The organism is Nonomuraea sp. NPDC049625, from assembly GCF_040675285.1.
In the GTDB taxonomy this organism is placed as follows: domain Bacteria; phylum Actinomycetota; class Actinomycetes; order Streptosporangiales; family Streptosporangiaceae; genus Nonomuraea; species Nonomuraea angiospora_A.
This window is the reverse complement of record NZ_JBFAOQ010000007.1, coordinates 206,024-230,251: the sequence shown is the minus strand read 5'-3', so window position 1 is coordinate 230,251 and position 24,228 is coordinate 206,024. Positions and strand designations below refer to the sequence as shown.

Below are 24,228 nucleotides of genomic sequence, written 5' to 3'. Positions count from 1 at the left end.
GGTTCCTGTTGTGGGGGGCGGCTTCGGCGGCCTTCGGCCTCATGGTGATGGCCGTCATCGCCCGGGCGACGCACGAGGACAAGCATTATGACGACTTCGGATCGGCTCTGCAGACCTTGGCGGCCATCAACGGGGGTGCGCTGCTTCTCGCCGGGTTGGGGCCGTTGACTCCGTGGCTGCTGGGCGTCCTGCGGCGGCGCACCGCACGGCTGTCGCCGGCGATCCGCCTGGCCGCCCGTGACGTGGCCCGTAACAGCCCCCGTACGGCTCCGCCGATCGCGATCACGATGGTGATGACCGCCATCGCCATCGCATGGATGATCGTCTCGGTCGCCGAGGCGGCGCAGACCCGGGCCGGGTACTTTCCCCAGGCTCGTTCGGGCGCGCTTGTCGTGGATGTCCGGTCGGATGACCCGGCAGTCTCACGGGCAGCCGTACAGCAGGAGTTGCCCGGGGTGCCGATCGCCCAGAGAGACGCTCCGAACCATCGCGGGCACTTCAGTATGGAAGTCAAGGACCTGCCGGACACGGAGAGCATCGATCCGGAGGGTTTCATCGGCGACCGGGCGCTTCTCCGCTATCTCACAGGGGATCCGGACACGCCGTACGACGAGGGCAAAGCCGTGGTGGTCACGCCCAACGACATCCAGGTCGACACGGTGACCATCTTCTACGCCGACGACGACCAGGCGAAAGAACTATCGAGCAAGTCCATCCCCGCGATCGCCGTCGAATCCGCCGACCCGTACGTGAACGAGCTCTTCATCCCGACGAAGGTCATACGGGACCTGGGCCTTCGCCCCGAGCCGATCGAACTGATCGTCGATCCCTCAGCCCACCGGACGACCGAGGCCGAGCAGGAGCGGATCAACCAGCGATTGGGCGGCGACCTGAACACCTACGTCGAGCGGGCGTTCCAGGAGTCGGCCGAATGGATGGGCGAGGTCGCGGCGGCAATCGTCGTGGCGATCGCCAGCGCGCTGGTCGCGGGTGGCCAGGCGGGCGCCGGTGGCCGGACGAGACGGGTGCTGCTGCGGGTCGGCGCCGGCTCGCCCCTGGCGCTGCGGATGTTCGCCGCGGGTCGCGCAGGCTGGAGCATGCTCTGCGGAACGGCGCTGGGGACGTTCGCGGGGTGCGTCGTCGGGCTGTTCCTGGCGTGGCCGATGACGGCCTCGATCGACTGGGACGTGCTGCCGCGGGTGCCCTTCGAGACCCCGTGGTGGGCGATCGCCGCCCTGGCCACCGGACTGCCGGTGCTCGCCGGGGTCATCGCGGCGCTGCCCAGGCCGCGACGTCCCTGACGGATTCAGCCCTCAGGGAAGACGGCGCAGGTCTCGGACAGCAGGCCCGCCGCCGTCGGGGTTTCTGTCGTTCGCCGCTGCTATAGATTGCCGCACCGCCTGATCTTCATGGAAGCAAGGTGTCCGATGGCATCAGTGACGTTTCGCGACGAGACCGCGACCGGCCGGGCTCTGGAGGAGTTCTCCGTGCCCGAGCTGCCCGAGCGGATCTCGGCCCGGGAGCTGGTACGGCTGCGCGTACGCGAGGAGGTGGCCCGCTACAACGCCTCCCCCTCCCACCATTTCCGCGGTCTGGTCAAACCGACCGACGCCGAGGCCGAGCTGAACGGCTACCGGATGCGGAGCGCGCGCAGGCTGGACTGGGAGAAGCAGGCCGACACCGCCGAGGCCGCGTTCGCCCGCAACGGCTTCCTGCTGCTGGTCGGTGACCGGCAGATCCTGGATCTGGACGACGAGATCGACCTGATCGCCGACCCCGTCGTCTCCTTCGTCAAGCTCGTCCCGCTGGTCGGAGGCTGACGGAGGGCGGCGGCATGTTGTCGATCATTCTGTCCAAGGCGTTCCTGCTGGCCGCCGACGCCGCCATCACCGACCCGTCCATCACCCGACAGATCCACTTCTGACAGGACCCACCGGCATGCACCTCTCCCCCCTCGCGCAGCGCCTGCTCGATCTGATCAACGGGACCGCGAACGACCCCACGCGCTGGCCCGACGCCTCCCAGCTGAACGTCGGGCTGACCGGCGTCGCCGGCTCGGCACCGGGGCGGTACGCGGTCGACGAGCGCGCCAGGCAGCAGCTCGTCGCGCCGGCCCGCGAGCTGGTCGGGTTTCTGATGCCGGAGGACGGCGCATGGTCGTACGGACGCTTCCCCATGCTGGTGGCGGCGGGGCTGGCGGGCATGGACGCCGAAGTGAGCGCCCGGCTCGCCGAGAGGTGCGGGCCGATCGCGGTCGCCGAGACTGACATGCTGCTCGGCTGGGACGTGGAACGCCGGGCGCTGTTCGCCGAGGCGACGCGGGTGCGGTGGGAGGAGTCGCTGCCCGGCGTGATCGAATGGCTCGACGCCCTGCCCGGCTACCCCGGCTTCGCCCGGACGGCGCTGGAGGCGGCCGAGGCCCGTGTCGCGGCGATCCACGCCGGTGAGATTCCCTACACGGCGGAGAAGGCGTTCGGCGACGACGAGAAGTCGACCCTCGGCCGGGCCGTACGGCTGGCGCTCTACCGGGACGAGCCCTGGCTGCCCGGCCTGCTGGACCCGCTGGCGCGCGGGATCGCGGTGGCGCCCACGCAGGCCAGGACCCTGCCCTCTCAGGGGCTGCTGTTCGAGATCGCCCGCGCGGTGCGGGATCACCCGACGCCCGAGGCGATCTCCGCGCTGCGCGCCGCCCGACAGGTCACGCGGCACGCCGGGGTGCCCAAGCAGCTGGATCGCATGTTCAAGCGCATCGAGCCCGCCCTGGCCGAGCGGCTGGAGGTGGCGTTCAGACTGCCCGACGGGCGCTTACGGCAGGCGTTCGGCGAGCACACGGCGGTGATCTCGACCGACGGCGAGGTCGAGCTGTCGTGGTGGCACGGCGACAGGAAGCTGAAGGCGGTCCCGGCGGCGGTCAGGCGGGAGCACCCGGACGAGGTCAAGCGGCTGCGCGAGCTGGCCAAGCAGACCATGCAGCAGCAGGTGACCTTGTTCAGGGCGCTGGAGGCCGGATACACCGGCGAGAAGGCCGCTCCCTACCGGCAGTTGGAGGGCCGCTCGGTCGTCGACCGGCTGATCTGGGAGTTCGAGGTCTCGCCCGGCGTGTGGCGCGGCGAGCTGGGGATGAGCGTGCCGGACGTGCCCGTACGCCTGTGGCATCCGGCCCGCGCGTCGGTGGAGGAGGTCCGCGCCTGGCGGGAGGTGGTGCAGGGCAAGGAGCTGCGCCAGCCGTTCAAGCAGGCCTTCCGCGAGGTCTACCTGCTCACGCCCGCCGAGGAGGAGACCGGGATCCACTCCTTCCGGTTCGACGGGCACGTGGTGGACTATCGCAGGCTCCGGGCGCTGTTCAAACAGCGAGGCTGGCAGTCGCCCTTCCTCGGGCCGTGGGACGGCGGCTACCAGGGTGAGGCCCATCGGGTGCTGGCGAGCGGACGGTGGCGGGTGTACTTCGACCACGGCCTGTACGACGAGCACCACGCGAGCACCGGCCCCGTCCACTTCCAACGGCTGGCCGAGGGCAGGTGGCAGCAGGCGCCGTTGACGGAGGTTCCCGCGCTGGTGTTCAGCGAGGCCATGCGGGACGTGGACCTGTTCGTGGGCGTCGCCTCGATCACGAGTGATCCCCAGTGGGCCGACCAGGGGCCGGACCACCTGCGGGACTACTGGCGGACGGGCTCGTTCGCGGCCCTGCCGCCCTCCGCCGAGGTGCGCCGCGACGCGCTGTCCCGGTTGATCGGGCGCACGACCATCGCCGACCGCTGCACCATGACCGACCGTTTCCTGGTGGTACGCGGTGATCTGCGCACCTACAAGATCCACCTGGGGTCGGCGAACATCCTGATGGAACCCAACGACGCCTACCTGTGCATCGTCGCCGCAAGAGCCCCCCAGGCCGGGCTGTTCCTTCCGTTCGAGGAGGACGGCCGGTTGGCGCTCATCCTCAGCAAGGCCTTCCTGCTGGCGAACGACACCGCCATCACCGACCCCTCCATCACCCGCCAGCTCCGGGCGATATAGTCTACGCGTAGATAGTCTGCGCATGGATCAAATCCTCCAGGAGGAACGCGGCATGTACGCCTACGAGCACACGCTGGACACCCCCGCCCCCGCCGCGGCCGTCTGGGCCCTCTACGCCGACGTCAACGGCTGGACCGCATGGGACACCAGCCTCCTCCAGATCGACCTGGAGGGCCCCTTCGAGGTGGGCACCGAGGGCACCATGACCCCCGAAGGCCAGGACACCGTCCGCTTCCGCATCGTCGAGCTGGTCACCGGCGAGCTGTTCACCGACGAGACCGTCGTCGGAGAGCTGACCCTGCGCTTCATCCACCGGCTGGCGGAGACCGGGACCGGCACCCGCGTCACCCACCGCGTCGAGATCACCGGCCCGGGCGCCGAGGAGATCGGCCCGATGGTCGCCTCCGACGTCCCCGATGCCATGGCCGCCCTGATCAAGCTGGCCGAGGCGTCCTGAGATGGCGCTCGCGCCCGACGACAGCCCGGGACTGCTGCTCTGGCGGACCACGTTGCGCTGGCAGCGGGCCATCGCCGCCGCGCTGGCGCCCTTCGACCTGACGCACGTCCAGTTCGTGCTGCTGGCCAGCACCGAGTGGCTGAACCGGCACGGCGAGCTGCCCAATCAGCTCGCCGTCGCCACGTTCGCCGACACCGACGTCAAGATGACCTCCCAGGTCGTGCGCAAGCTGGAGGAAAAGGGCCTGCTCGTCCGTGAGCCGGATCCCGCCGACAGCCGCGCCCGCCTGCTGCGGGTCACCGATCAGGGTGCCGGCCTGGCCCGGCGGGCCGTCGAGGAGGTGGAGCGGGCCGATGCCGAGTTCTTCCGGGCCGTGCCCGACACGGCCGGCCTCGTCACCGTCCTACGGCAACTCGCCGGAGGGCAACCGTGACCCTCGTCACCGTCCTGCGACAACTCGCCGGAGGGCAACCGCGACCCTCGTCGCCGTCCTGCGACAGCCCGCCGAAGGGCCCGGAGAGCTAGTCGGTGACGAGAGTGTTGAGCGTGAGGGTCTCCTCGCCGGAGCGGCCGGCGAGGCGGACCGACAGCTCCCACGCGCCGTTCATGAGGAACAGGTCACCCTCGGCGACGAAGTGGCCGGGGGCGGCCTTCCTGGCGGTGACCTCGGGCACCGCGTGACCCATGGTGGTCATGACGGCGGCGACGATGACCGTGTCGGCCTCGCCCCTGTCCACCCGGATGTCGACCGCGCTCCGGTCGGCCGTGACGGTGACGGCGTAGCGGGTTCCCGTGGTGGTCACCGGGTCCGGGCCCGAGGTGCGGGCGATGACGAACGCGGCCGCCACGACCGCCACGAGCCCGCCGAGGATCAGCAGCCTCAGGCCCTTGACCTGCTTCATCGGGGGACCTCCACGGTGAAGGGCACGGTGGTGATGCCGCGGTCCGTCGCGTACTGCGCCCAGGCGAGGTAGCGGCCCGGCGCGGGGAAGCTGAACGTGAAGCGCAACCGGCTGCCGGGCGTCCCCATCTCGTGGACGTGGCCGAGGAACTCGCCGTCCGCGCCGCGCACGATGAGGTGACCCGCCATCCCGAGCCACGGCCGCGGCGTGCCGCTGGTGGCCACCTCGACGGTGGCCGCCCGTCCCGCCTGCGGTGCGGCGGGCGTCACCGTGACCGTCCCGGTGGCGGCGGCGTCCTGGATCGCCGGGTCGGACGCGGCCGCGGGCTTCGCCGACCCGGTGACCGTGAAAGAGCCGGTGAGGAGCTGGCCGCCGGAGTCGGTGCGTTCGAGCTCGACGTAGGTGAGATAGCGGCCGGGGCGGTCGGCGCGCAGCCGTACCTCCAGGCGGCCGGGCGCGGTGCGCAGCGGATGGACGTGGCGGAAGTAACGGCCGTCCTCGCTGGTGACCACCAGGTGGGCCATGGCCTCGTGGTGGATGGTGAGGTCGTCGACGGGACGCCCGGTGGACCCGTCGAACAGCTCCACGCGCGCCACGAACTCCTCGCCCACCGCCGGGGCGGCGGGGACCGTGGTCACGACCCGCTGCACGTACGGCCTGCCGAGCAGCGAGTCCGTGGGACGCGGCTCGGCGCCGTCCGGCGACCGGGCGGGCAGCCAGGGGTCGAGGATCACGATCAACGCGGCCACCGCGAGTCCCGCCGCGGCGACCGCGGTCACCACGAACGCCGATCGGCCGCGCCGGTTGAACGCGCCGGTGAGCAGCCCGCCCACCAGGAGCAGCCCGGCCACGAACAGGCCGCCGTAGATCAGGAACTCCCACCCCGAACCCCGGTCCACCAGGACGCGGAACGGGATCACCGCGCTCTCGCCCCCGGCGCCGACGGTCAGCTCGTGCGGCCCGGTCTCCTCGACCCGCAGCTGGGCGGGGCGGCCCGGCGTCACCGTGCCGGTCACGACCCGTCCGTCGGTCACCGACCGGAGCCGCAGGTCCAGCGTCGGGGCGGACGGGAACCCGATCACCTCGACGCGCAGCGGCCCCGGCACCCGGGTCGTGGCCTTGATCACGAGGGTCAGCTCCGCGCCCGCGATCGTCTGCGCGATCCGCAGGTCCGCCCCCGCCTTGACGTCGTGCGCCGCCGCCGGCGCAGCCAGCAGCACCACCAGCAGGCCGACCAGGCAGAGAAGCCGGATCATGCCCGCCGTACGCCGGACTCGCCGGTCTCCGCGGGCAGCGCGTTCGGGAGGAACAGGGCACCGAGGGCCAGGCCGACCAGACCCGCCACGATCGGGGCGCCGGTCCAGAGCTCGGGTACGACGGGCAGCCGCCCGGCGAACACGGAGGCGACCGCGATGTACAGGGACCAGGTGGCGAACGCCGACAGGCCGGCGAAGGCCCAGTAGGCGCCCCGGCGCTCCCGCGAGGGCCGCAGCCACCGGATCAGCAGGTCACTCACCAGCCCGGCGGCGACGAACGCCAGCAGGATCGGCAGGTTGCGGAAGGCCGTCTGCGCGCCCGGCATCAGGATGCCGACCGCGGACAGCACGGTCGCGCTCCCGAACGGCAGCTGCCAGCGCCGCAGGAGGAACAGCACGGGAGCGAGCACCATGATGTTCGTGATGATCATCGATGCGGCCAGGATGTCGGCGCCGTTGCCCTCCAGTGCGGAGAAGTCCCGGACGATGCCGTCCGGGCTCCGCTGCATGGCGTTGCCGTACGACACGAACAGCGACACCAGCGTGGCGCCGAAGCCGAGCCCGATCAGCGCCGGCAGCAGCCGCGACAGCCGGGGCCGCTCCCCGACGTCCGGGGCGCTCCAGGCCGAGCGGAGCGGGGTCGTGATGATGAGCATCATCGTCAGGATCAGCCCCAGGTGGGACGGGCTGAACAGGATGTCGATGGTCTGCTCGATGCCCAGGAACGTGTGCCACATCATGTCGGCGAACCCGAACGCGGCGAACCCCGGGATGGCGAGCAACCCCGCCAGGTACCCGTTCGGCACCGCGGCCAGCCCGCTCCGGCCGGTGCGCACGTTGCGGTAGACCTGCCAGATGATCCACCCCGACACCGCCGCGAACCCCGAGTAGAACGCCGCGTGCCACGGCGTGAAGAACGTCTCCAACTCGGCCAGGGTGCTGTGCGCCCAGGCGTCGATCATCAGCCCGACGCCGTACCAGACGCCGAGCAACGCCATGACCAGGTCCGCCCGAGGGCTCACCCATGTACGTGCTTCCCCGGAGTCCGCCAGCAGCCGCCGGACCCCGGCGTCCACTGCCACCATGAGCATGCTCCTTCCGTTGATCCGATCCTTCGCGATGGCCACCGGAAGCGGAACCCGGCTGGCACCCACCGGTAGGTACGGTTATCCGCACCCCTCAGGCGTTCAGATAGCGCAGCACCGCGAGCACCCGCCGGTGGTCGTGCGGGCTCGCCTCCAGGCCGAGCTTGACGAAGATGCTGGTGCAGTGCTTCTCCACGGTGCGCTCGGCGATGACCAGCAGCTCGGCGATCGCCATGTTCGTACGCCCCTCGGCCATCAACCGCAGCACGGCGCGCTCCCGCTCGGTGAGCATGCGCAGCGGGTCGCCGGGCTGCCGGTGGCGGCCGACGAGCTGCTCGACCACGACCGGATCCAGCGCGGACCCGCCCGAACCCACCCGGCGGATGGCCGCGGCGAACTCGGCCAGGTCCGACACCCGGTCCTTCAGCAGGTAGCCCACGCCCTCCGTGCGGCCGCCGAGCAGCTCGACCGCGTAGCTCACCCGTACGTACTGCGACAGCACCAGCACCCCCACCTGCGGATGCCGCTCCCGCAGCGTGACCGCGGCGCGCAGGCCCTCGTCGGTGTGCGTGGGCGGCAACCGGATGTCGAGCACGGCCACGTCGGGCGGGTCCTTCGCCACATGGGCGAGCAGCTCGTCGGCGTGCTCGACGGACGCCGCCACCGCGAACCCGGCCTCGGTCAGCAGCCGGGCCAGGCCCTCGCGGAACAGCGTGGAGTCCTCGCAGATCGCTACGCGCACGGCAGGACCACCTTCAGCACGGTTCCCTTCCCCGGTGGGCTGTCGATCGTGAGCTTGCCGCCGTTGGCCTCGGCGCGGTCGGCGAGCCCGGCGAGCCCCGAGCCGAGCGCGGGATCGGCCCCGCCCACGCCGTCGTCGCCCACCTCGACCAGGAGGCGGCGGCCGACCAGGGAGAGCCGTACCCATGCCTTCGACGCGGCGGCGTGCTTGGTCACGTTGGCCAGGGCCTCGTTGACGATGTAGTAGGCCGCGCTCTCCACGGCCTGCGGCAGCGGCTCGTCCAGCGCCAGGTCGCAGGTGACGGCCATGGGGGCGACCGCGGCCAGCTCCTTGACCGCGCCGGACAGGCCGCGCTCGGTCAGCACCGGCGGGTGGATGCCGTGGCTGACCGCGCGCAGGTCGTCCAGCGCGGCCAGCACCGCCGTCTTGGCCTCGCCGATGAGCGGCGCGGCCCGCCCGGGGTCGGTGCCGGCCTCGGCCAGCCCGAGCGTCATCGCCACCGACAGCAGCCGCTGCTGCACGCCGTCGTGCAGGTCGCGTTCGAACCTGCGGCGCTCGGCCTCGCCCCACTGCAACATCCGCCGCCGCGAGGCCGCGAGCTGCCGCAGGCGGGCCCGCAGGTCCGCGGTGAGCCGCTCGTTCTCCAGGGCGAGCGCCGCGGCGGCGCACGCGGCCTCGACGAGAAGGGGCTGTTCGAGGAGGGCGACGTCGTGCACGAGTACGGCGAGCGGCGCCTCGCCCTGGTCGACGCGGGTGACGACCCTGCTCGGCCCCGGGTTCAGGTCGACCGGGCGGCCGTCGGCGTCCACGTACCTGTCCTGCTCGGCCGTCCAGTAGCCCACGGCCAGCCCGGGGTCCCGCAGGGTGGCGGCCAGCTCGTCGCGCAGCGTGCCCCGCCGTTCGCGCCTGCTCAGGCGTACCACGAGGTCGGCCACCCGGCCGTGGTCCATCCGGCTCCTCATGAGGCCGACCAGGTACGCCATCGGGACCGCCATGAAGGACACCAGCATGACGAGCGTGACGGGGGCCTGCAGCGGGTTCGGGCCGAAGAGCTCGGCCATGCGGTCCACGGCGAAGGCGACCGTCGCGACCATCGACGCGCCGGTGACCGGCGCGACCGCCCGGCGCTGCGCCATGCTGGCCTGACGCCAGCGCTTGACCTTGAGAGCGAGCACCATGCCCGACATGAGGACGGTCAGCTGCCAGGACGAGGCGTCGAGCGCGTCGGTGAAATTCCGGAGCGGCACGGGCATCGGAAAGCGCATGAGGGCCTTGGCCGTGGGCAGCACGAGGGCCAGGACGTAGGCCAGGCCGGTCACCACCTTGTACGACACCAGGTCCAGCCGGCCGGTGGGGAAGGCGAGGAACAGGTGGCAGGCCATCCCCGCCCACAGGCCGCACAGCGCCAGCGCCCACAGGTGCTGTCCGGGGAAGAACAGCACCTGCTGGGGGATCCAGGCGACCCCGAGCACGGCCATGAGCGGGCCGACCTGGTTACGCGGATGCTCCCGCCAGGCCACGATCCCGCCCGCGAGGAAGGAGACGCCGGCCAGCGCGCCGAGCACGAATATCGGGCTGTGCCGCCAGATGGCGCCCGGGCTGGCCCCCAGGGCGTTGACGACCAGCAGCCAAACCCCTCCCGCCACGACGGCGAGTAACGCGGTGGTGCCCCTGGAACGTGTCGCCATCGCCCACCCCCGATGGGGATTGTACGGGCGAACCATCCGGAATGCGGACGGATCGGACCCTAGGCCGGCAGGCCCCAGCGGGCCTGGTTCGCCGGGGTCACCGGGCGGATGACCGCGTCGCCCCGGGCCTGGATCAGGACCTCTTCGCCACGGCGCAGGTCGAGCTCGAGGTCCCCGCCGGGCAGCGTCCGCCACGGCACCTTGCGGCCGTCGCTCCGTACGGTGAAGGGGCCGTCGATGCCGGTGCGGACGCGGCACGGCGCCCCGGCCAGCGAGACCAGCCGTACGAAGTCGGTACGGCCGCCACGGCGGGCGGCCGACAGCAGGAACGCCCCCTGCGTCAGGAAGTTGTGCACGGTGACGTCGGGCCAGGCGGCCGGCATGGCGGGCAGGACCCTGATGACGCCGTCCCAGCTCTGGCAGATCATGTCGTGCACGGACTGGGCGGCGGACAGCGGCGTCTCGATGACGGGGCCGCTCTCCTTGTACATCGTGTTGGGCTGGACGAAGCGGCGCAGCAGCTCGTCGAGGTAGAAGTGGGCGTCGTCGCCGCGCGACATCTGCGCGGAGATCGAGGCCGCGCCGGTGAAGCTGTAGCCCTGCAGGGCGCCCTCGAAGCTGATCCAGTGCTTGAGCGACCTCTCGATGAGCGCGCGCCGGTCCTCCTGCTCCCACGTGACCAGGTACAGGGGATAGATCATCAGGAGGTGGGAGTAGTGCCGGTGCGACTTGGCGAAGGGGGCGCCCGCTCCGATCATGAAGCCGTTCTCGTCGATCGGGTAGCCGGCCAGGTTCGCCAGCACGTCCTGCCACTTCGGCAGCAGCGGGTCACGCACGCGCAGCAGGCGCGCCGACTCGACGAGCGTCCGGCAGCCCCAGCGGATCAGCGCCAGGTCGTAGTTCGTGTCCGGCGCGTTGACCCCGTACTCCGGGGAGAACGTGGCGGGCAGGTGCAGCTTTCCGTCGGAGCCCGGCTCCAGGAAGTGCAGGTAGTAGTTGATCGCCCGGCGCAGCAGCGGGAACAGCACGTCCCGCACGATCCGGGTGTCCATCGTGTGCCGGTAGGACAGCCAGACGTTGTGCAGCGCCCAGGTCAGGTTGCCGACCTCGGGCACGGGGGTGGCCTGGCCGGGGACGCCCACCGGGTAGCCGCTGTTGCCGAGGCCGGAGCCGTTGTCGAGCGTCATGTCCGTGGTACGCGGGATGCCCGCGGAGTCCTCGGGGAACGTCACCTGGTCGACGAGGTTCTGCCGGTACCGCGACAGGCTCCTGGTGACCGCGTCCAGCTCCAGGTGGTTCGAGCCGTGGATCAGCCAGTATTCGAGCTGCACGTTGAGGTTCCACCAGGTGGCCGGCCACGGCGTCGGCTCCAGCCACGGGCCGGTGGTCGCCATCGGCGGCGCGTCCCCGCGCGCGGCGGCGGCGACCTTGTAGAGCTGGATCCAGTAGAAGCTCTGCGTCCGCTGGTCGGGCAGCGACAGGAAGCTCTTGCGGTAGTAGCCGTGCCACCATCGCCGGTGGTCGGCGGCCAGCGCCTCGACGGGCAGCCGGGCCGCGGAGCGTACCGATCTGACCGCCTCGTCGCCCGCCGTGTCCCGCGGGAACGACCAGGCGACCGCGGCGTAGAGGGTACGCCGTGCGCCGCGCCGCACCTCCTGCCAGGCCGTCGCGTGCCCGCCGCCGGACAGCAGCGGCTGGGTGATCAGCTCCAGGTCGTCGTGGCGGGTCACGGACGGGGCGGGGTTGGCCGTGTAGCCGGGCGGAGGCGGCCGGTTGAAGATCGGGTCGGCGCGGGGGCTGACGGCCTCCTCGGGGTGGAAGGTCCACCGGAAGTCGCGCTCGCCGTCGCTGGGTAAGACCTCGACGGCCAGTACGGAGCGGTCGTTGTGGATCAACGCCCTGATCTCCAGGCTGCCGGAGGAGGTGGTGATGGCGCCGGTCAGCTCGGCGTTCCACAGGTCGAGCCGCCAGTCGACGCCGGTGATCGCGCCGACGGGCTCCAGCGTGAGGTGGCCGACGGGCAGCCGGGCCAGGCCGAACAACGCGCCGTACTCGGGACGGTGGTCCTGGACCTCGCTGTGCTGCACGGTGAAGCGCACGGCGTTGGCGCCCTGCTGCGCGTAGACGCCGGAGCCGAGGAAGCCGTTGCCCAGGAACGGCCCTTCGTACCAGGTCTGCGGCATCCGCTTCCACACCAGGTCGGCGTCGGCCAGGAAGCGTTCCCAGTCGATCTCGTCATGGAGCAGCGGACCGCCGCCGCCGCCGAGCGCGGGAGCGGCCAGCGCGGCGCCGAGGAGTTCGCGCCTGGACGGCTCGCTCGCCGCAAATAGATCGGATGTATCGGGCACCAATGAACGGTATTTCCGGACAGCGGCAAGGTCAAGACCCCCAGAGGTCGGATCGTCTCGAAGCCGCAACCGATTGACCCGTGGCGTTGACGTCGTGTTACCCGCCAATTAACGTCCCCAGTTAAATATTTGATAACGGATGGACCCCCCGCATGAGAGAGCTCAGCAGACGTGGATTCCTCCAGGCCGGCGTCACCGCGGCCGCCCTCGCCCTGACCGGCTGCGCCGGAGGCGGAGGCTCGGGTACCGGCCTCCAGTTCGCCTGGTGGGGCAGTACGACGCGGCACACCGCGACGCAGAAGGCCATCGACGCGTTCAAGAAGAAGAAGCCCGGCATCCAGGTCAAGACCCAGTTCTCCGGCTGGGAGGGCTACTGGGAGAAGCTGGCCACCCAGACCGCGGGCGGCAACGCCCCCGACGTGATCCAGATGGACTACTCCTACCTCGGCGAGTACGCCAGGCGCGGCAGCCTGCTGGACCTGGGCCCGTACGTCGGCAAGGGCCTGGACCTGTCCGGCTTCGACCCCGACGTGGTGAACGCCGGCAAGATCGACGGCAAGCAGTACGCCGTGAACTTCGGCATCAACTCCACGGCCCTCATCGTCAACAAGACCCTGGCGGCCGAGCGCGGCGTGGAGATCCCCGAGACCTTCACCTGGCCCGAGTACGGCGAGCTGGCCAAGAAGCTGGCCGGGAAGGGCGTCTTCGGCACCGAGGACGGCGCCCAGGACGGCGGTGCGCTGGAGAACTGGCTGCTGGAGCGGGGCAAGATGTTCTTCACCGCCGACGGCGGGCTCGCCTACGACGAGGACGACCTCAAGGAGTGGTTCACCTTCTGGGACGGCCTGCGCAAGGCGGGCGCGGCCACGCCGCCGGACGTCCAGGCCACCGCGGCGGGCGACGTGCAGAACAGCCTGGTCGCCACCCGCAAGGCGGTCATGGACTTCGCCTGGTCCAACCAGCTCACCGCCTACATGTCGCTCACCAAGGACGAGGTCGGCGTCCACACCCTCCCGACCGGCGACAAGCCCGGCCAGTACTACAAACCGTCCATGCTGCTGACCGTCAGCTCCGGGAGCAAGGCCAAGGACGACGCGGTGGCCCTGGTCAACGCGCTCGTCGCGGACCCGGACGTGGCCGGCCGGCTCGGGTCGGAGCGCGGCATCCCGCCCGCGACCCCGATCCGCGCCGCGCTGCGGCCCAAGGCGTCGCCGTCCGAGCAACCGGTCTACGACTACATCGACTCGATCAAGGACCAGGTCGGCCCGCTGCCGCCGCCACAGCCGCTCGGCGCCGGGGAGCTGCACAACAAGGTGCTCACCAACATCAACCAGCAGATCGGCTTCGGCAAGCTCACGATCGAGCAGGGGGTGTCCCGATTCTTCGAAGAAGCTCGACGAGTGCTCAAGTAGAGGGACGCGCGGCCTACCTGTTCCTGCTGCCGTGGTTCGCCGGGCTGCTCCTGCTGACCGGCGGGCCGATCCTGGCCTCGCTGGCCCTCTCGTTCACCGACTTCGACCTGCTCACCGCCCCGTCCTTCGTGGGGCTGGACAACTACGCCAGGATGCTCACCGACGACCCGCACTTCGTCAACGCCGTACGGGTCACGCTGATCTACGTCGTGTTCTCCGTGCCGTTGTCCGGCGCCTTCGCGCTCCTGGTCGCCGTGCTGCTGAACAGGCCCGTACGGGGCGTCGGGGTCTACCGCGCCGCCTACTACCTGCCGTCGCTGCTGGGCGGCAGCGTCGCGGTGGCGATCCTGTGGCGGCAGATCTTCGGCGCGGACGGCCTGATCAACGACGCCCTGAGCTACTTCGGGATCGTGGGGCCGAGCTGGATCTCCACGCCCGAGTACGCGATCTACACGCTGGTCCTGCTGCACATCTGGCAGTTCGGCTCCCCCATGCTGATCTTCCTGGCCGGGCTGAAGCAGATCCCCGCCGAGCTCTACGACGCCGCCGCGGTGGACGGCGCCGGGAAGGTGCGCGCGTTCTTCCGCATCACGCTGCCCATGCTCAGCCCGATCATCTTCTTCAACCTCGTGCTGCAGACGGTGAACGCCTTCAAGGCCTTCACCCCCGCCTTCATCATCAGCGGCGGCATCGGCGGACCGGCCGACTCCACGCTCTTCTACACGCTCTTCATCTACCAGGAGGGGTTCGGGAACTTCCGGATGGGCTACGCCTCCGCGCTGGCCTGGGTGCTCCTCCTGGTGACCGCGGCCTTCACCGCGCTGGCCTTCCGCTCCTCGAAGTACTGGGTGCACTATGCCGACTAGCCGCCGCTGGGCCCTCCACCTGCTGGTCGTGGTGGGGGCGCTCGTCATGCTCTATCCGCTGTTCTGGCTGATCAGCTCCTCGTTCAAGCCCAACGACGAGATCTTCACCGATCCCGGGCTGGTGCCGGAGACCGTGGTCGCGGACAACTACGCCACCGGGTGGACCGCGCTGGGCGTGCCCTTCAGCGGGTTCTTCGCGAACTCGTTCGTCATCGCCGCGGCGGCCGTGGCCGGGAACGTGATGTCGTGCTCGATGGCGGCCTTCGCCTTCGCCCGCCTGAGCTTCCGGTTCAGGAAGCTCTGGTTCGCGATCATGCTGGGGTCGATCATGCTGCCCATCCACGTACTGATCGTGCCGCAGTACACGCTGTTCAAGTATCTGGGCTGGGTGGACACGTTCCTGCCGCTCATCGTGCCGAAGTTCCTGGCGGTGGACGGGTTCTTCATCTTCCTGATGGTGCAGTTCATCCGGTCGTTGCCGCGCGAGCTGGACGACGCCGCCCGCATCGACGGGTGCGGGCCCGTCCTGGTGTACTGGCGGATCATCCTGCCGCTGTCCCGGCCGGCGCTGATCACGACCGCGATCTTCACCTTCATCTGGACCTGGGACGACTTCTTCAGCCAACTCGTCTATCTGAGCGACGTGTCCACGTACACGGTGCCCCTGGCGCTCAGGGCGTTCCTCGACTCCAGCGGCGGCTCCACCTGGGGGCCGATGCTCGCGATGGCGGTGCTGTCGCTGATCCCCATCCTGGGCTTCTTCCTGATCTTCCAGCGGCGCATCACCGAGGGCATCTCGACCACCGGCCTCAAGGGGTGACGTCACCGCGGGGTGAGCCGGATCACCGGGTACTCGCGGTCGGATTTGGCCTGGTACTTGGCGTAGCGGGGCTGGGCGGCGGTGATGCGCTGCCATGCCTGCGCGCGCTCGGCGCCGTCGAGCCGGTGCGGCGTCACCGGCACGGCGTCGCGGCCGGGGAGCTCGACCGACGCCCGCTCGGGGTGCGCCATCAGGTTGGCGTGCCAGTCCGGGTGTCGGCCCCCGCCGCCCGACGCGACGATCAGCCAGGCGTCCTCGCCGTCGGCGAACCACGCCAGGGGCGACTGCCGCGGCTGCCCGCTCAGGCGGCCCACCGTGTTCAGGATCAGCACGTCCATGCCCATGAACGAGCCCTGGCCGCGCCGGATCTTGCGACTCATCCGGGCGTTCATCTTCCGCTGGATCCACCGTGACATCGGCCCGGGCGTACCGCTCTTGCGCTGCTGCTGCTGTGTCATCGGTGCCCCTCAGCCCAGCTCGTTGACGCGGATCATGTTGCCCGCGGGGTCGCGGAAGGCGCAGTCGCGGATCCCCCACGGCTGCTCGGCCGGCTCCTGGACGACCTCGGCCCCGCCGTCCCGCAGCCGCGCGAAGGCGCCGTCGAGGTCGGCGGTGGCCACGATCATGCGGGCGTAGGTGCCCTTGGCCATCATCTCGAGGATGGTGCGGCGCTCGTCGTCGGTGATGCCGGGTTCGGCGCCGGCCGGGTGCAGGACGACGGACGTGCCGGGCTGGCCGGCGGGGCCGACCGTGATCCAGCGCATCGTGCCGTCGCCGACGTCGTTGCGGACCTCGAAGCCCAGATTGTCGCGGTAGAAGGCCAGGGAGGCCTCCGGGTCGTTGTGCGGGAGGAACGTCTGGTGAATGGTGAAGTCCATGGCGACGACGCTAGTTGCGGCCCGGTGACCGGCGCTTCTCCATTCCTGACCGTTCGCCGTGGTCAGGTGAACGGTCAGGCGAACGGTCAGCCGAGGGTCTCCGGGGCGGCGAGGGCCAGGCCGGCGGCGCCCAGGGCGTGCTGGGCGTCGCTCCAGGGACGGACGATCACCTGAACGCGGTGGGCGGCGGTGACCCGGCTGGTCCGCATCGCGGCGAGGAACCCCGGCTCCAGCCCCGGCCAGAGGACGTGGTTCTCGCCGATGACCGCGATGGTGGGCGTGCCGAGCAGGTTGACGACGCCGGCGACGGCCCGCCCGAGCACGGTGCCGATCCCGGCGAGGACCTCCGCCAGCCTCGGCTCGCCGCCGGAGACCCAGCGCGCGCGGAGTTCCTCGATGGTGGTGGCCGACTCGGCGAGGCCGGCGCGGCGGGCGGCCCGCAGGATGCCGCCGTCGCTGGTGAGCGTCTCCAGGCAACCTCGGGCACCGCAGGCGCAGCGCGGTCCGGTGGTGGCGACCGGCGTGTGGCCGAACTCGCCGGAGAGCCCGCTCGGGCCACGGTGCACCCGCCGCTGCAGGACCGCGCCGAGCCCCACCCCGTCGCCGATGCCGAGCACCAGGAAGTCGTCGTGCTCGCGGCCCGTCCGGTACAGGAGCTCGGCGGTGGTGCTCGCCCGGAGATCGTTGTCGACCAGCACCGGGATCGGCAGCTCGGCGCGCAGCCGTTCGCCGAGGGGAAGTTCGCTCCAGCCGAATCGGGGACATACACGTATATAGCCGGTGGCCGAATCGACAGAGGACGGAGTGACCACTCCCACGGCCCGCAACCTGGGCCCCAAGGTGGGGTCGGCCAGCCGGTGGTTGATCACCGCGAGCAGCTGAGGGATCGGATCGGAACGGCAGTCGAAGGGTGATACATCGGATGTGATCACGCGACCGTCCAGACCCGCGACGACGGTGACGACATGGTCGGTGGCGACCCGTACACCCATGGTCGCGGCGGCCTCGGGCACCACCTGGAGCGGGATGCGAGGCCTGCCGACGGCCCCGGCCTGCGGGGCGAGGGTCCGCAGGTAGCCGCAGGCCAGCAGGCGTCGCGTATGCTCGTGCACGGTCGCGTCGCCGAGCCGGAGGCGGGCCGCGATCTGGCGGCGGTCCAGGGCTCCCGCGGTGCCGAGCAGCGCCAGGATCTCGACGCGGGTCAGATCTCCGCGAGGGGCGACTCGACGAGCAGTCATCGGATATTTCCACCTCGATCTCATTGACACTACAGAGCGCGACGCCTAAGTTTCACAATTATTAACTCGGCCCCGAGCTTATTGAGTGGAGCTGCGATGGGCAGGCGGATGCATGGCGGTCGGCGATCATTGGCAGTCGCCGTAGCGGTGGTCATCGCGGGGGGAGTCACCGCCGGTTGTGGGGACAACGGCGGTCAGCAGTCATCAGGCGGCAGCAAGGCGAGCAACGGAGCGGTGACGCTCACCTGGTCGATGTGGGCCTCCGGCACGGAGGACCGCGACGCCTGGCAGAAGGTGGCCGACGAGGTCACCAAGAAATACCCGAACATCAAGATCACGCTGGAGACCTCTCCGTTCAACGACTACTTCACCAAGCTCGGCACCCGCCTGGCCGGCGGCAGCGCGCCGTGCATCGTCTCCATGCAGAGCCTGCGCACCGGCGGCTACGTCAACGGCATGCTGCCGCTGGACGAGCTGGTCAAGAAGAACAGCCTGGACACAGGCGACTTCGACTCCTCGATCATGGCCGGGCTGGCCTCCGGCGGCAAGCAGTACGCCCTGCCGTACGACGTCGGCTCGCTGATCGTCACCTACAACAAGGACATGTTCAAGGCGGCCGGCGTGGCAGCGCCGAAGGTCGGCTGGAGCATGGCCGACTTCGAGGCCACGGCCAAGAAGCTGACCACCGGCGGCAAGTACGGCTTCGTGGCCTACCCCATCGACCTGCCGATGTTCTCGATGATCCTGTCGCAGACCGGCGCGGAGCCGGTGGACGCGTCCGGCAAGCTCACCCTCACCTCCGAGCCGATGGCGACCGGCTTCCAGTGGTACGCGGACCTGGTCGCCAAGGCCGGGGTCGCGCCCAAGGTGCCCGGCGTGGACAACAACTTCCCCGACACCCAGTTCCTCAACGGCAACGTGGCGATGCAGGTGAACGGGCCCTGGGCCGTCCTGTCGCTCAAGGAGCAGGCCAAGTTCGGCGTGGGCCTGGCCACCATCCCCGCCGGTCCCAACGGGTCCAAGACCTACTCGGCCGGGTCCGGCTTCGGTATCTCCCAGTCGTGCCAGTACCCCGACGAGGCGTTCAAGGCGATCAGCGTGATGACCAGCGCCGACGTGCTCGGGCAGCTCGCCACCATCGGGCGCGCCTACCCGGCGCGCAAGTCCGTCCAGAACAAGTGGTACGAGAACGCCTTCGAGGGCGCCAAGGAGGTCCTCGACGCCGCCAACGCCTCGGCGACGCCGTTCCGCACGACCTCCAGCTGGGACCAGGTGTCCAAGCTGCTGGCCCAGTACGGCGTGCCGGTCTTCAACGGGCAGGGCACGGCGGCGGACGTCCTCAAGCAGGTCCAGCAGCAGGCACCGGCGTAACGAGCATGCGCAACCATCCACAGGGAGTGACGTGTACAACGACGCCATACCCGGGCGAGCGGCGGTAGCGCGCGGACAGCGTGCCCGCCGCCGGCGCGGCGACGGAAAGGTCGCCGCCCTGTTCGCCGGGCCCAGCCTGATCGGATTGACGCTGTTCACGCTCTTCCCGATCGTGATGTCCCTGGTGATCGCCTTCTTCCGATGGCCCGCGGTGGGCGAGCACGTCTTCACCGGGCTGGGGAACTTCGCGACGCTGTTCGGCGATCCCGTGTTCCGGCGGACGCTGTTCAACACGTTGCTGTTCGTGGTGCTCTACCTGCCGCTCAACCTCATCGTGTCGGTGGGGCTGGCGGTGTGGATCTCGCCGCGCATCAAGGGCCGCCAGGCGCTGCGGGTGGTCTTCTTCCTGCCCGTGGTCACGCCGATGGTGGCCAACGCGATCGTCTGGCGGATGATCTACCAGCCCAACGGGTTCATCGACGGCACGCTGCACGCCGCCACCGGCGTGCACGCGCCGAACTTCCTCGGCGAGCAGGGCTGGGCCATGTTCGCCGTCGTCGCGATGAGCGTGTGGCAGGGGTTCGGGTACAACATGCTGGTCTTCTCGGCCGCCCTGGACGCCATCCCGCGGCAGCTCGTGGAGGCGGCGCAGATCGACGGGGCGGGGCCGTGGCGGCTGTTCTTCCGCATCACGCTGCCGATGATCTCCCCGGCGATGTTCTTCGCCACGACCATGACGCTCATCACGTCGTTCCAGGTCTTCACCCAGCCGTTCCTGATGACCGGCGGCGGGCCCGGCATCGACACCGAGACCCTCATGATGTTCGTCTACAACCAGGGCTTCTCCGTCTACCAGTTCGGACTCGCCTCCGCCGCGGCCTGGATCCTGTTCGTGCTGATCCTGGGCGTGACCGCGATGCAGTTCGCCGGCCAGCGCAGATGGGTCACCTACGATGTCTGAGCACGCGCACGCCGCCCCGGCCTCCCCATGGGCGCACAGGGTCCGGCTGGTCGTCTCGCACGCCGCCCTCTACCTGGTGGCCGCCGCCTTCGTGTCGCCGCTGGTGTACATGGTGGCCACGTCGCTGAAGCGCGCCGACGAGGTGTTCGGGTCGCCGCCGAGCCTGTTCGGGTCGGTGATCCGGTGGGAGAACTACAGCGAGGCGTTCGAGTTCCTGCCGTTCGCGCGTTTCGTGGTCAACGGGCTCGCCGTCGCCGTCTGCGGCACCCTCGTGGTGCTGGTGGCGTCGAGCATGTCGGCGTACGCCTTCTCGCGGCTGCGCTGGCGCGGTCGCGACGGCGTCTTCCTGGTCTTCCTGGCCACCCTGATGATCCCCCAGGAAGTGCTGGTCGTACCGATGTTCATGCTGATGCGCTGGTTCGGGTGGGTGGACTCGTACCAGGCGCTGATCTTCCCCTGGGCGTTCACCGCCTTCGGGACGTTCATGCTGCGCCAGTTCTTCCTGACCATCCCCGAGGAGCTCGCCGAGAGCGCCCGCCTCGACGGCGCGGGGGCGGTGCGCGTCTTCACCAGCATCATGCTGCCGCTGGTCAGGCCCGCGCTCGCGGTGCTGGCGGTCTTCACGTTCATCAACTACTGGAACAGCTTCCTGTGGCCGCTGATCATCATCAACTCGGTGGACGAGAAGGCCACGGTCCCGCTGGGTCTGCAGCTCTTTTTCGGGCAGCAGGGTACCCAGTGGAACCTCATCATGGCCGCGGCCGTGATCTCCATGGCGCCGACCACGGCGCTGCTCATCATCCTGCAGAAACATCTCGTACGCGGGATCGCGACCAGCGGTCTCGGCGGACGCTGAACAGTTGAAGAAGAGGGACATCGTGCAGCACCACGCCTGGTTCGCCGAATCCCGGTTCGGCATGTTCGTGCACTGGGGTCTGTACTCTCTGGCGGCCCGGCACGAGTGGGTGAAGAACCGCGAGCGTCTGACCGACGAGGACTACCAGCGCTACTTCGACCACTTCGATCCCGACCTGTACGACCCGGCGCGATGGGCGCGGCTGGCCAAGGAGGCCGGCATGCGCTACATCGTCCTCACGACCAAGCACCACGACGGCTTCTGCCTGTGGGACTCGGCGCAGACCGACTACAAGGCGACGCGCACCCCCTGGGGCAAGGACCTGATCGCGCCGTTCGTGGAGGCCGTCCGCGCCGAGGGCCTGAAGGTCGGGTTCTACCACTCGCTGATCGACTGGCACCATCCCGAGTTCCCGGTCGACTCGCTGCATCCCCAGCGTGACGACGAGGCGTTCAAGGCCGCCGCCGCGGGCCGCGACGTCTCCAAGTACGCCGACTACCTGCATGCCCAGGTGCGCGAGCTGCTCACCGATTACGGCCGGATCGACTACCTGTTCTTCGACTTCTCCTACCGGGGCAGGCCGGGGAACTGGGGCGGCAAGGGCGCCGACGACTGGCGCTCGGACGAGCTGCTCGCGATGGTCAGGGAGCTCCAGCCGGAGGTCATCGTCAACGACCGGCTCGACATCCCCGGCGACTTCGTCACCCCCGAGCAGTACCAGCCCGCCGGGCCGATGGTCGTCGACGGGCACGAGGTGCCGTGGGAGGCGTGCCAGACGCTCAACGGCAGCTGGGGGTACGACCGGGACAACCTCGACTACAAGTCTCCGGACCTGCTCGTACGGATGCTGGTCGACAGCGTCGCCAAGGGCGGCAACCTGCTGCTCAACGTGGGCCCGGACGGGCGTGGCGAGATCGACCCCCGCGCGCGCGGGACGCTCGCCGACATCGGCGCCTGGATGCGGCTGAACTCCCGCTCGATCTACGGCTGCGGGCCCAGCGGCTTCACGGCGCCTCCCGACTGCCGCTACACCCAGCGTGGCGACCGGCTCTACCTGCACCTGTTCGCCTGGCCGTTCGGCCACCTGCACCTGCCGGGGCTGGCCGGGCGGGTGAAGTACGCCCAGTTTCTGCACGACGCGTCGGAGATCCGTACGCGGGTCATCGACCCCGGCCAGCAGGCCGGCCTCACCACGATGGGGGCCGTGTCGCCGGACGTCCTGACCCTCGACCTGCCCGTACAGCGCCCCGACGTCGCCGTGCCCGTCGTCGAGCTGTTCCTCACCGAGTGACTTCAGCCCCTTCGCGGGCGAGCTGCCGCGAAGGCGTCAGCAGCGTGGACAGCGCCCAGCGGCCGGGCCCGAGGACGGCGATGAGCAGGAAGCCCCAGCAGAAGAGCGCGGCCTTCTCGCCGCCGTTCTCGATCGGGAACAACGCCTGAGGCTGGTGCACGACGAAGTAGGCGTAGGCCATGGTGCCCGAGCAGAGGACGGCGGCGGCGCGGGCACCCAGTCCGAGCAGGACGAGGATGCCGCCGACCAGTTCGATGGCCGCGGCCCACCAGCCGGGCCATTGTCCGAAGGTGGGCACCGGGCCCTGCGCCCCGCCCAGCACGTCGAAGAGCGTCGCCGCGCCGTGGCAGGCGAACAGCAGTCCCAGCACGATCCGGTACAGGGCCAGGAAGAGCCCCTGATTCTTGTCCAACAGATCCACGGCAAATGCCCTTTCCAGCTGTTGAAAAGTATGGGAGCGCTCCCAAACAGATTCTTGAGATCAAGCACATATGTCAATGCCACGCCACTCATAGGATCGGTCCAAAACGCGCTGTATACGTATAACCTGCCCGAACTTCCCGGCCATAAAGTTTCGCATTCGTGAAATTTTCATCAGCGCCCGACGAAAGTCAGCAGGGAAAGTTGACACAAATGATCGGGCCGCGGTAAATCCCGACATACGAAAGCCGCCCGGACAGGATCCGGGCGGCTTTCGTCAAGGATCGGCTACCGCTCGGCGCACAGCGCGGTGTCCATGGCCTCGATCACGTGCTGGTGGGCCTCCTCGTTGGGAGGCAGCGCCGTGACGGCGACGGTGGCGGCGCGGCCGTCCTCGGTCACCCCGTTGCGGGTCTCGTACCCGTCGATGTCACCGCCGTGGCCCCAGGTGACGCCGCCGCAGCTCAGCGGCATCTTCATCAGGCCCAGCCCGTACTCCCAGCCGGCCGGGAACCCGGGCGCCTTCATCGTGTGCTTCATCGCCGCCAGCTGCTCCGGCTTGAGCAGCTTGCCGCCCATCAGGGCGGTCATGAAGCGGTTGAGGTCGCTCGGGGTGCCGATCAGCTGGCCGGCCGCCCGTCCCCACGACGGGTCCAGGTTCGTGATGTCCTTCAGCTTGCCGCCGGGCTTCTCCGACCCGTACCCCTGCGGGTGACGCCCGCGGATCGTCCTGTCCCCCTTACCCGGCCAGTACGTGTCACGCAGCCCGATCGGCTCGATGATGCGATCCGTGATCACCTCGGCCACCGGACGGCCGGTGACCTTCTCGATCAGCAGGCCCGCCAGCACGTAGTTGGTGTTGCTGTACTCCCAGCTCGTGCCCGGCGCGAACGACGCTTTGTGCGCGAACGCCATGTCCAGGAGGTCCTGGGGCGAGCGGTAGACGTTGCGACTCTCGAAGATGCCCGGCATCCAGCGGGTGTAGTTCGGCAGGCCGCTGGTGTGCTGCAGCAGCTGCCGCACCGTGATCTTCCTGCCGTCGATGCCCTTGCCGCGGACCACCTTCCGCAGGTACGTCTCGATCGGCTCGTCGAGGTCGACCTTGCCCTCGCCGACCAGCTGCAGCACCGCCACCGCGGTGAACATCTTGGTGTTGCTCGCGATCCGTACCCGGCCGTCGACCGGGACCTCCTCCTTGGTCGTCAGGTCCGCGACCCCGGCGGTGTAGTGGCGGGTCCGGCCCTTGCCGTCCTGCACTGCGGCCAGCGCCGCCGGGAACTTGTCCTTCTCCACCAGCGCGTCCAGCTTCCGCTGCACGGCGTCGGGCCGGTGGTTGCGCTTCAGCTCGTCCCGCACCTCGGCCAGCTCGGCGGACAGGCTCTCGTCCGGGCTCTGCCGCACGACGTTCGCGGTGCGGCCGAGCCCGGTGGCCGCGGCGGCCGGCGTCCCCGCCACGACCAGCCCCGACAGCGCCGCCAGCGCCGCCGCGGCGAGGACCCGCACGCGCCGGGAGGACTTCGACTCGGAAGAGGTACGCGGCATGGGAAACGCTCCTGATTTCTTGGTGGGGGTCGTCCGTTCCGGACATCACCCAGCATGTCGGCGCACGGCATCCTTGATCGA

23 protein-coding genes are annotated in these 24,228 nt (G+C 70.0%); 12 read left to right on the top strand and 11 right to left on the bottom strand.

Features of this window, described 5'->3' with window-relative positions; all coding sequences use genetic code 11:
- The first annotated feature begins 47 nt into the window (after positions 1-47).
- The 5 genes from AB0J87_RS30100 (at position 48) to AB0J87_RS30080 (ending at position 4,904) form a co-directional block, all read left to right on the top strand.
- The gene (locus tag AB0J87_RS30100) at positions 48-1,301 is read left to right on the top strand and encodes a hypothetical protein (protein ID WP_363970474.1); all 1,254 of its coding nucleotides are present in this window, start codon (positions 48-50) and stop codon (positions 1,299-1,301) included.
- 126 nt (positions 1,302-1,427) lie between these two features.
- Positions 1,428-1,820, top strand: a complete 393-nt coding sequence (locus tag AB0J87_RS30095) for a hypothetical protein (protein WP_363970472.1) — start codon at positions 1,428-1,430, stop codon at positions 1,818-1,820.
- Between the two features lie 118 nt (positions 1,821-1,938).
- Positions 1,939-4,014, top strand: a complete 2,076-nt coding sequence (locus tag AB0J87_RS30090; protein ID WP_363970470.1) for a DUF4132 domain-containing protein — start codon at positions 1,939-1,941, stop codon at positions 4,012-4,014.
- Between the two features lie 22 nt (positions 4,015-4,036).
- Positions 4,037-4,471, top strand: a complete 435-nt coding sequence (locus tag AB0J87_RS30085) for an SRPBCC family protein (RefSeq protein WP_363970469.1) — start codon at positions 4,037-4,039, stop codon at positions 4,469-4,471.
- A 1-nt stretch (position 4,472) separates the two neighbouring features.
- Positions 4,473-4,904, top strand: coding sequence for a MarR family transcriptional regulator (locus AB0J87_RS30080; protein WP_350726004.1), 432 nt, complete (start codon positions 4,473-4,475; stop codon positions 4,902-4,904).
- An 88-nt stretch (positions 4,905-4,992) separates the two neighbouring features.
- Here the strand turns inward: AB0J87_RS30080 and AB0J87_RS30075 are convergent, their stop codons facing one another.
- The 6 genes from AB0J87_RS30075 to AB0J87_RS30050 all read right to left on the bottom strand — a co-directional run bounded on the left by AB0J87_RS30075 (position 4,993) and on the right by AB0J87_RS30050 (position 12,492).
- Positions 4,993-5,373, bottom strand: a complete 381-nt coding sequence (locus tag AB0J87_RS30075; RefSeq protein WP_350726006.1) for a hypothetical protein — start codon at positions 5,371-5,373, stop codon at positions 4,993-4,995.
- Positions 5,370-6,629 (bottom strand): hypothetical protein, encoded by a 1,260-nt coding sequence (locus AB0J87_RS30070; RefSeq protein ID WP_363970466.1) that lies wholly within the window; start codon positions 6,627-6,629, stop codon positions 5,370-5,372. Before AB0J87_RS30070 ends, AB0J87_RS30075 begins: the two co-directional genes overlap by 4 nt.
- On the bottom strand, positions 6,626-7,714 hold the full coding sequence (locus AB0J87_RS30065) for a hypothetical protein (RefSeq protein ID WP_363970464.1): 1,089 nt from the start codon (positions 7,712-7,714) through the stop codon (positions 6,626-6,628). The genes AB0J87_RS30070 and AB0J87_RS30065 overlap by 4 nt, the downstream gene beginning before the upstream one ends.
- A gap of 94 nt (positions 7,715-7,808) precedes the next feature.
- Positions 7,809-8,456: a response regulator transcription factor gene (locus AB0J87_RS30060; RefSeq protein ID WP_350726012.1), complete on the bottom strand. Its 648-nt coding sequence runs from the start codon at positions 8,454-8,456 to the stop codon at positions 7,809-7,811.
- Positions 8,447-10,144, bottom strand: a complete 1,698-nt coding sequence (locus AB0J87_RS30055) for a sensor histidine kinase (protein ID WP_363970463.1) — start codon at positions 10,142-10,144, stop codon at positions 8,447-8,449. The genes AB0J87_RS30060 and AB0J87_RS30055 overlap by 10 nt, the downstream gene beginning before the upstream one ends.
- A 59-nt stretch (positions 10,145-10,203) precedes the next feature.
- A complete protein-coding gene (locus AB0J87_RS30050; RefSeq protein ID WP_363970461.1) occupies positions 10,204-12,492 on the bottom strand; it encodes a glycoside hydrolase family 95-like protein in 2,289 nt (762 codons plus the stop codon).
- A gap of 152 nt (positions 12,493-12,644) precedes the next feature.
- Here AB0J87_RS30050 and AB0J87_RS30045 point away from each other — a divergent pair, with 152 nt between their 5' ends.
- Genes AB0J87_RS30045 through AB0J87_RS30035 form a run of 3 tightly spaced genes read left to right on the top strand, consistent with a single transcriptional unit; the run spans position 12,645 to position 15,590 of the window.
- Positions 12,645-13,904, top strand: coding sequence for an extracellular solute-binding protein (locus AB0J87_RS30045; RefSeq protein ID WP_363970459.1), 1,260 nt, complete (start codon positions 12,645-12,647; stop codon positions 13,902-13,904).
- Positions 13,871-14,770 (top strand): sugar ABC transporter permease, encoded by a 900-nt coding sequence (locus tag AB0J87_RS30040; protein ID WP_363971078.1) that lies wholly within the window; start codon positions 13,871-13,873, stop codon positions 14,768-14,770. Before AB0J87_RS30045 ends, AB0J87_RS30040 begins: the two co-directional genes overlap by 34 nt.
- The gene (locus AB0J87_RS30035) at positions 14,760-15,590 is read left to right on the top strand and encodes a carbohydrate ABC transporter permease (RefSeq protein WP_350726020.1); all 831 of its coding nucleotides are present in this window, start codon (positions 14,760-14,762) and stop codon (positions 15,588-15,590) included. The genes AB0J87_RS30040 and AB0J87_RS30035 overlap by 11 nt, the downstream gene beginning before the upstream one ends.
- 2 nt (positions 15,591-15,592) lie before the next feature.
- On the opposite strand, the gene AB0J87_RS30030 is transcribed toward AB0J87_RS30035, so the two are convergent.
- The 3 genes from AB0J87_RS30030 to AB0J87_RS30020 all read right to left on the bottom strand — a co-directional run bounded on the left by AB0J87_RS30030 (position 15,593) and on the right by AB0J87_RS30020 (position 17,706).
- Complete coding sequence (locus AB0J87_RS30030; protein ID WP_363970457.1) at positions 15,593-16,048, bottom strand: nitroreductase family deazaflavin-dependent oxidoreductase; 456 nt, start codon at positions 16,046-16,048, stop codon at positions 15,593-15,595.
- A gap of 9 nt (positions 16,049-16,057) precedes the next feature.
- Positions 16,058-16,468, bottom strand: a complete 411-nt coding sequence (locus tag AB0J87_RS30025; protein WP_363970455.1) for a VOC family protein — start codon at positions 16,466-16,468, stop codon at positions 16,058-16,060.
- An 86-nt stretch (positions 16,469-16,554) separates the two neighbouring features.
- The gene (locus AB0J87_RS30020; protein WP_363970453.1) at positions 16,555-17,706 is read right to left on the bottom strand and encodes an ROK family protein; all 1,152 of its coding nucleotides are present in this window, start codon (positions 17,704-17,706) and stop codon (positions 16,555-16,557) included.
- A gap of 234 nt (positions 17,707-17,940) precedes the next feature.
- On the opposite strand from AB0J87_RS30020, the gene AB0J87_RS30015 reads away from it, so the two are divergent.
- From AB0J87_RS30015 to AB0J87_RS30000, 4 genes are read left to right on the top strand one after another with little or no spacing between them, the layout of a single operon-like run.
- A complete protein-coding gene (locus AB0J87_RS30015; protein WP_363970451.1) occupies positions 17,941-19,077 on the top strand; it encodes a sugar ABC transporter substrate-binding protein in 1,137 nt (378 codons plus the stop codon).
- A gap of 31 nt (positions 19,078-19,108) precedes the next feature.
- Positions 19,109-20,038 carry a sugar ABC transporter permease gene (locus AB0J87_RS30010; protein ID WP_350726029.1) on the top strand — a complete coding sequence of 310 codons (930 nt, stop codon included), beginning with the start codon at positions 19,109-19,111 and terminating at the stop codon, positions 20,036-20,038.
- The gene (locus AB0J87_RS30005) at positions 20,031-20,894 is read left to right on the top strand and encodes a carbohydrate ABC transporter permease (protein ID WP_363970449.1); all 864 of its coding nucleotides are present in this window, start codon (positions 20,031-20,033) and stop codon (positions 20,892-20,894) included. The genes AB0J87_RS30010 and AB0J87_RS30005 overlap by 8 nt, the downstream gene beginning before the upstream one ends.
- Positions 20,895-20,898: 4 nt before the next feature.
- Positions 20,899-22,185, top strand: coding sequence for an alpha-L-fucosidase (locus tag AB0J87_RS30000; RefSeq protein ID WP_363970447.1), 1,287 nt, complete (start codon positions 20,899-20,901; stop codon positions 22,183-22,185).
- On the opposite strand, the gene AB0J87_RS29995 is transcribed toward AB0J87_RS30000, so the two are convergent.
- Complete coding sequence (locus AB0J87_RS29995; protein ID WP_363970445.1) at positions 22,175-22,606, bottom strand: DoxX family protein; 432 nt, start codon at positions 22,604-22,606, stop codon at positions 22,175-22,177. The genes AB0J87_RS30000 and AB0J87_RS29995 overlap by 11 nt on opposite strands.
- A 287-nt stretch (positions 22,607-22,893) precedes the next feature.
- Positions 22,894-24,147 carry a serine hydrolase domain-containing protein gene (locus tag AB0J87_RS29990; protein WP_363970443.1) on the bottom strand — a complete coding sequence of 418 codons (1,254 nt, stop codon included), beginning with the start codon at positions 24,145-24,147 and terminating at the stop codon, positions 22,894-22,896.
- Between the last annotated feature and the right edge of the window lie 81 nt (positions 24,148-24,228).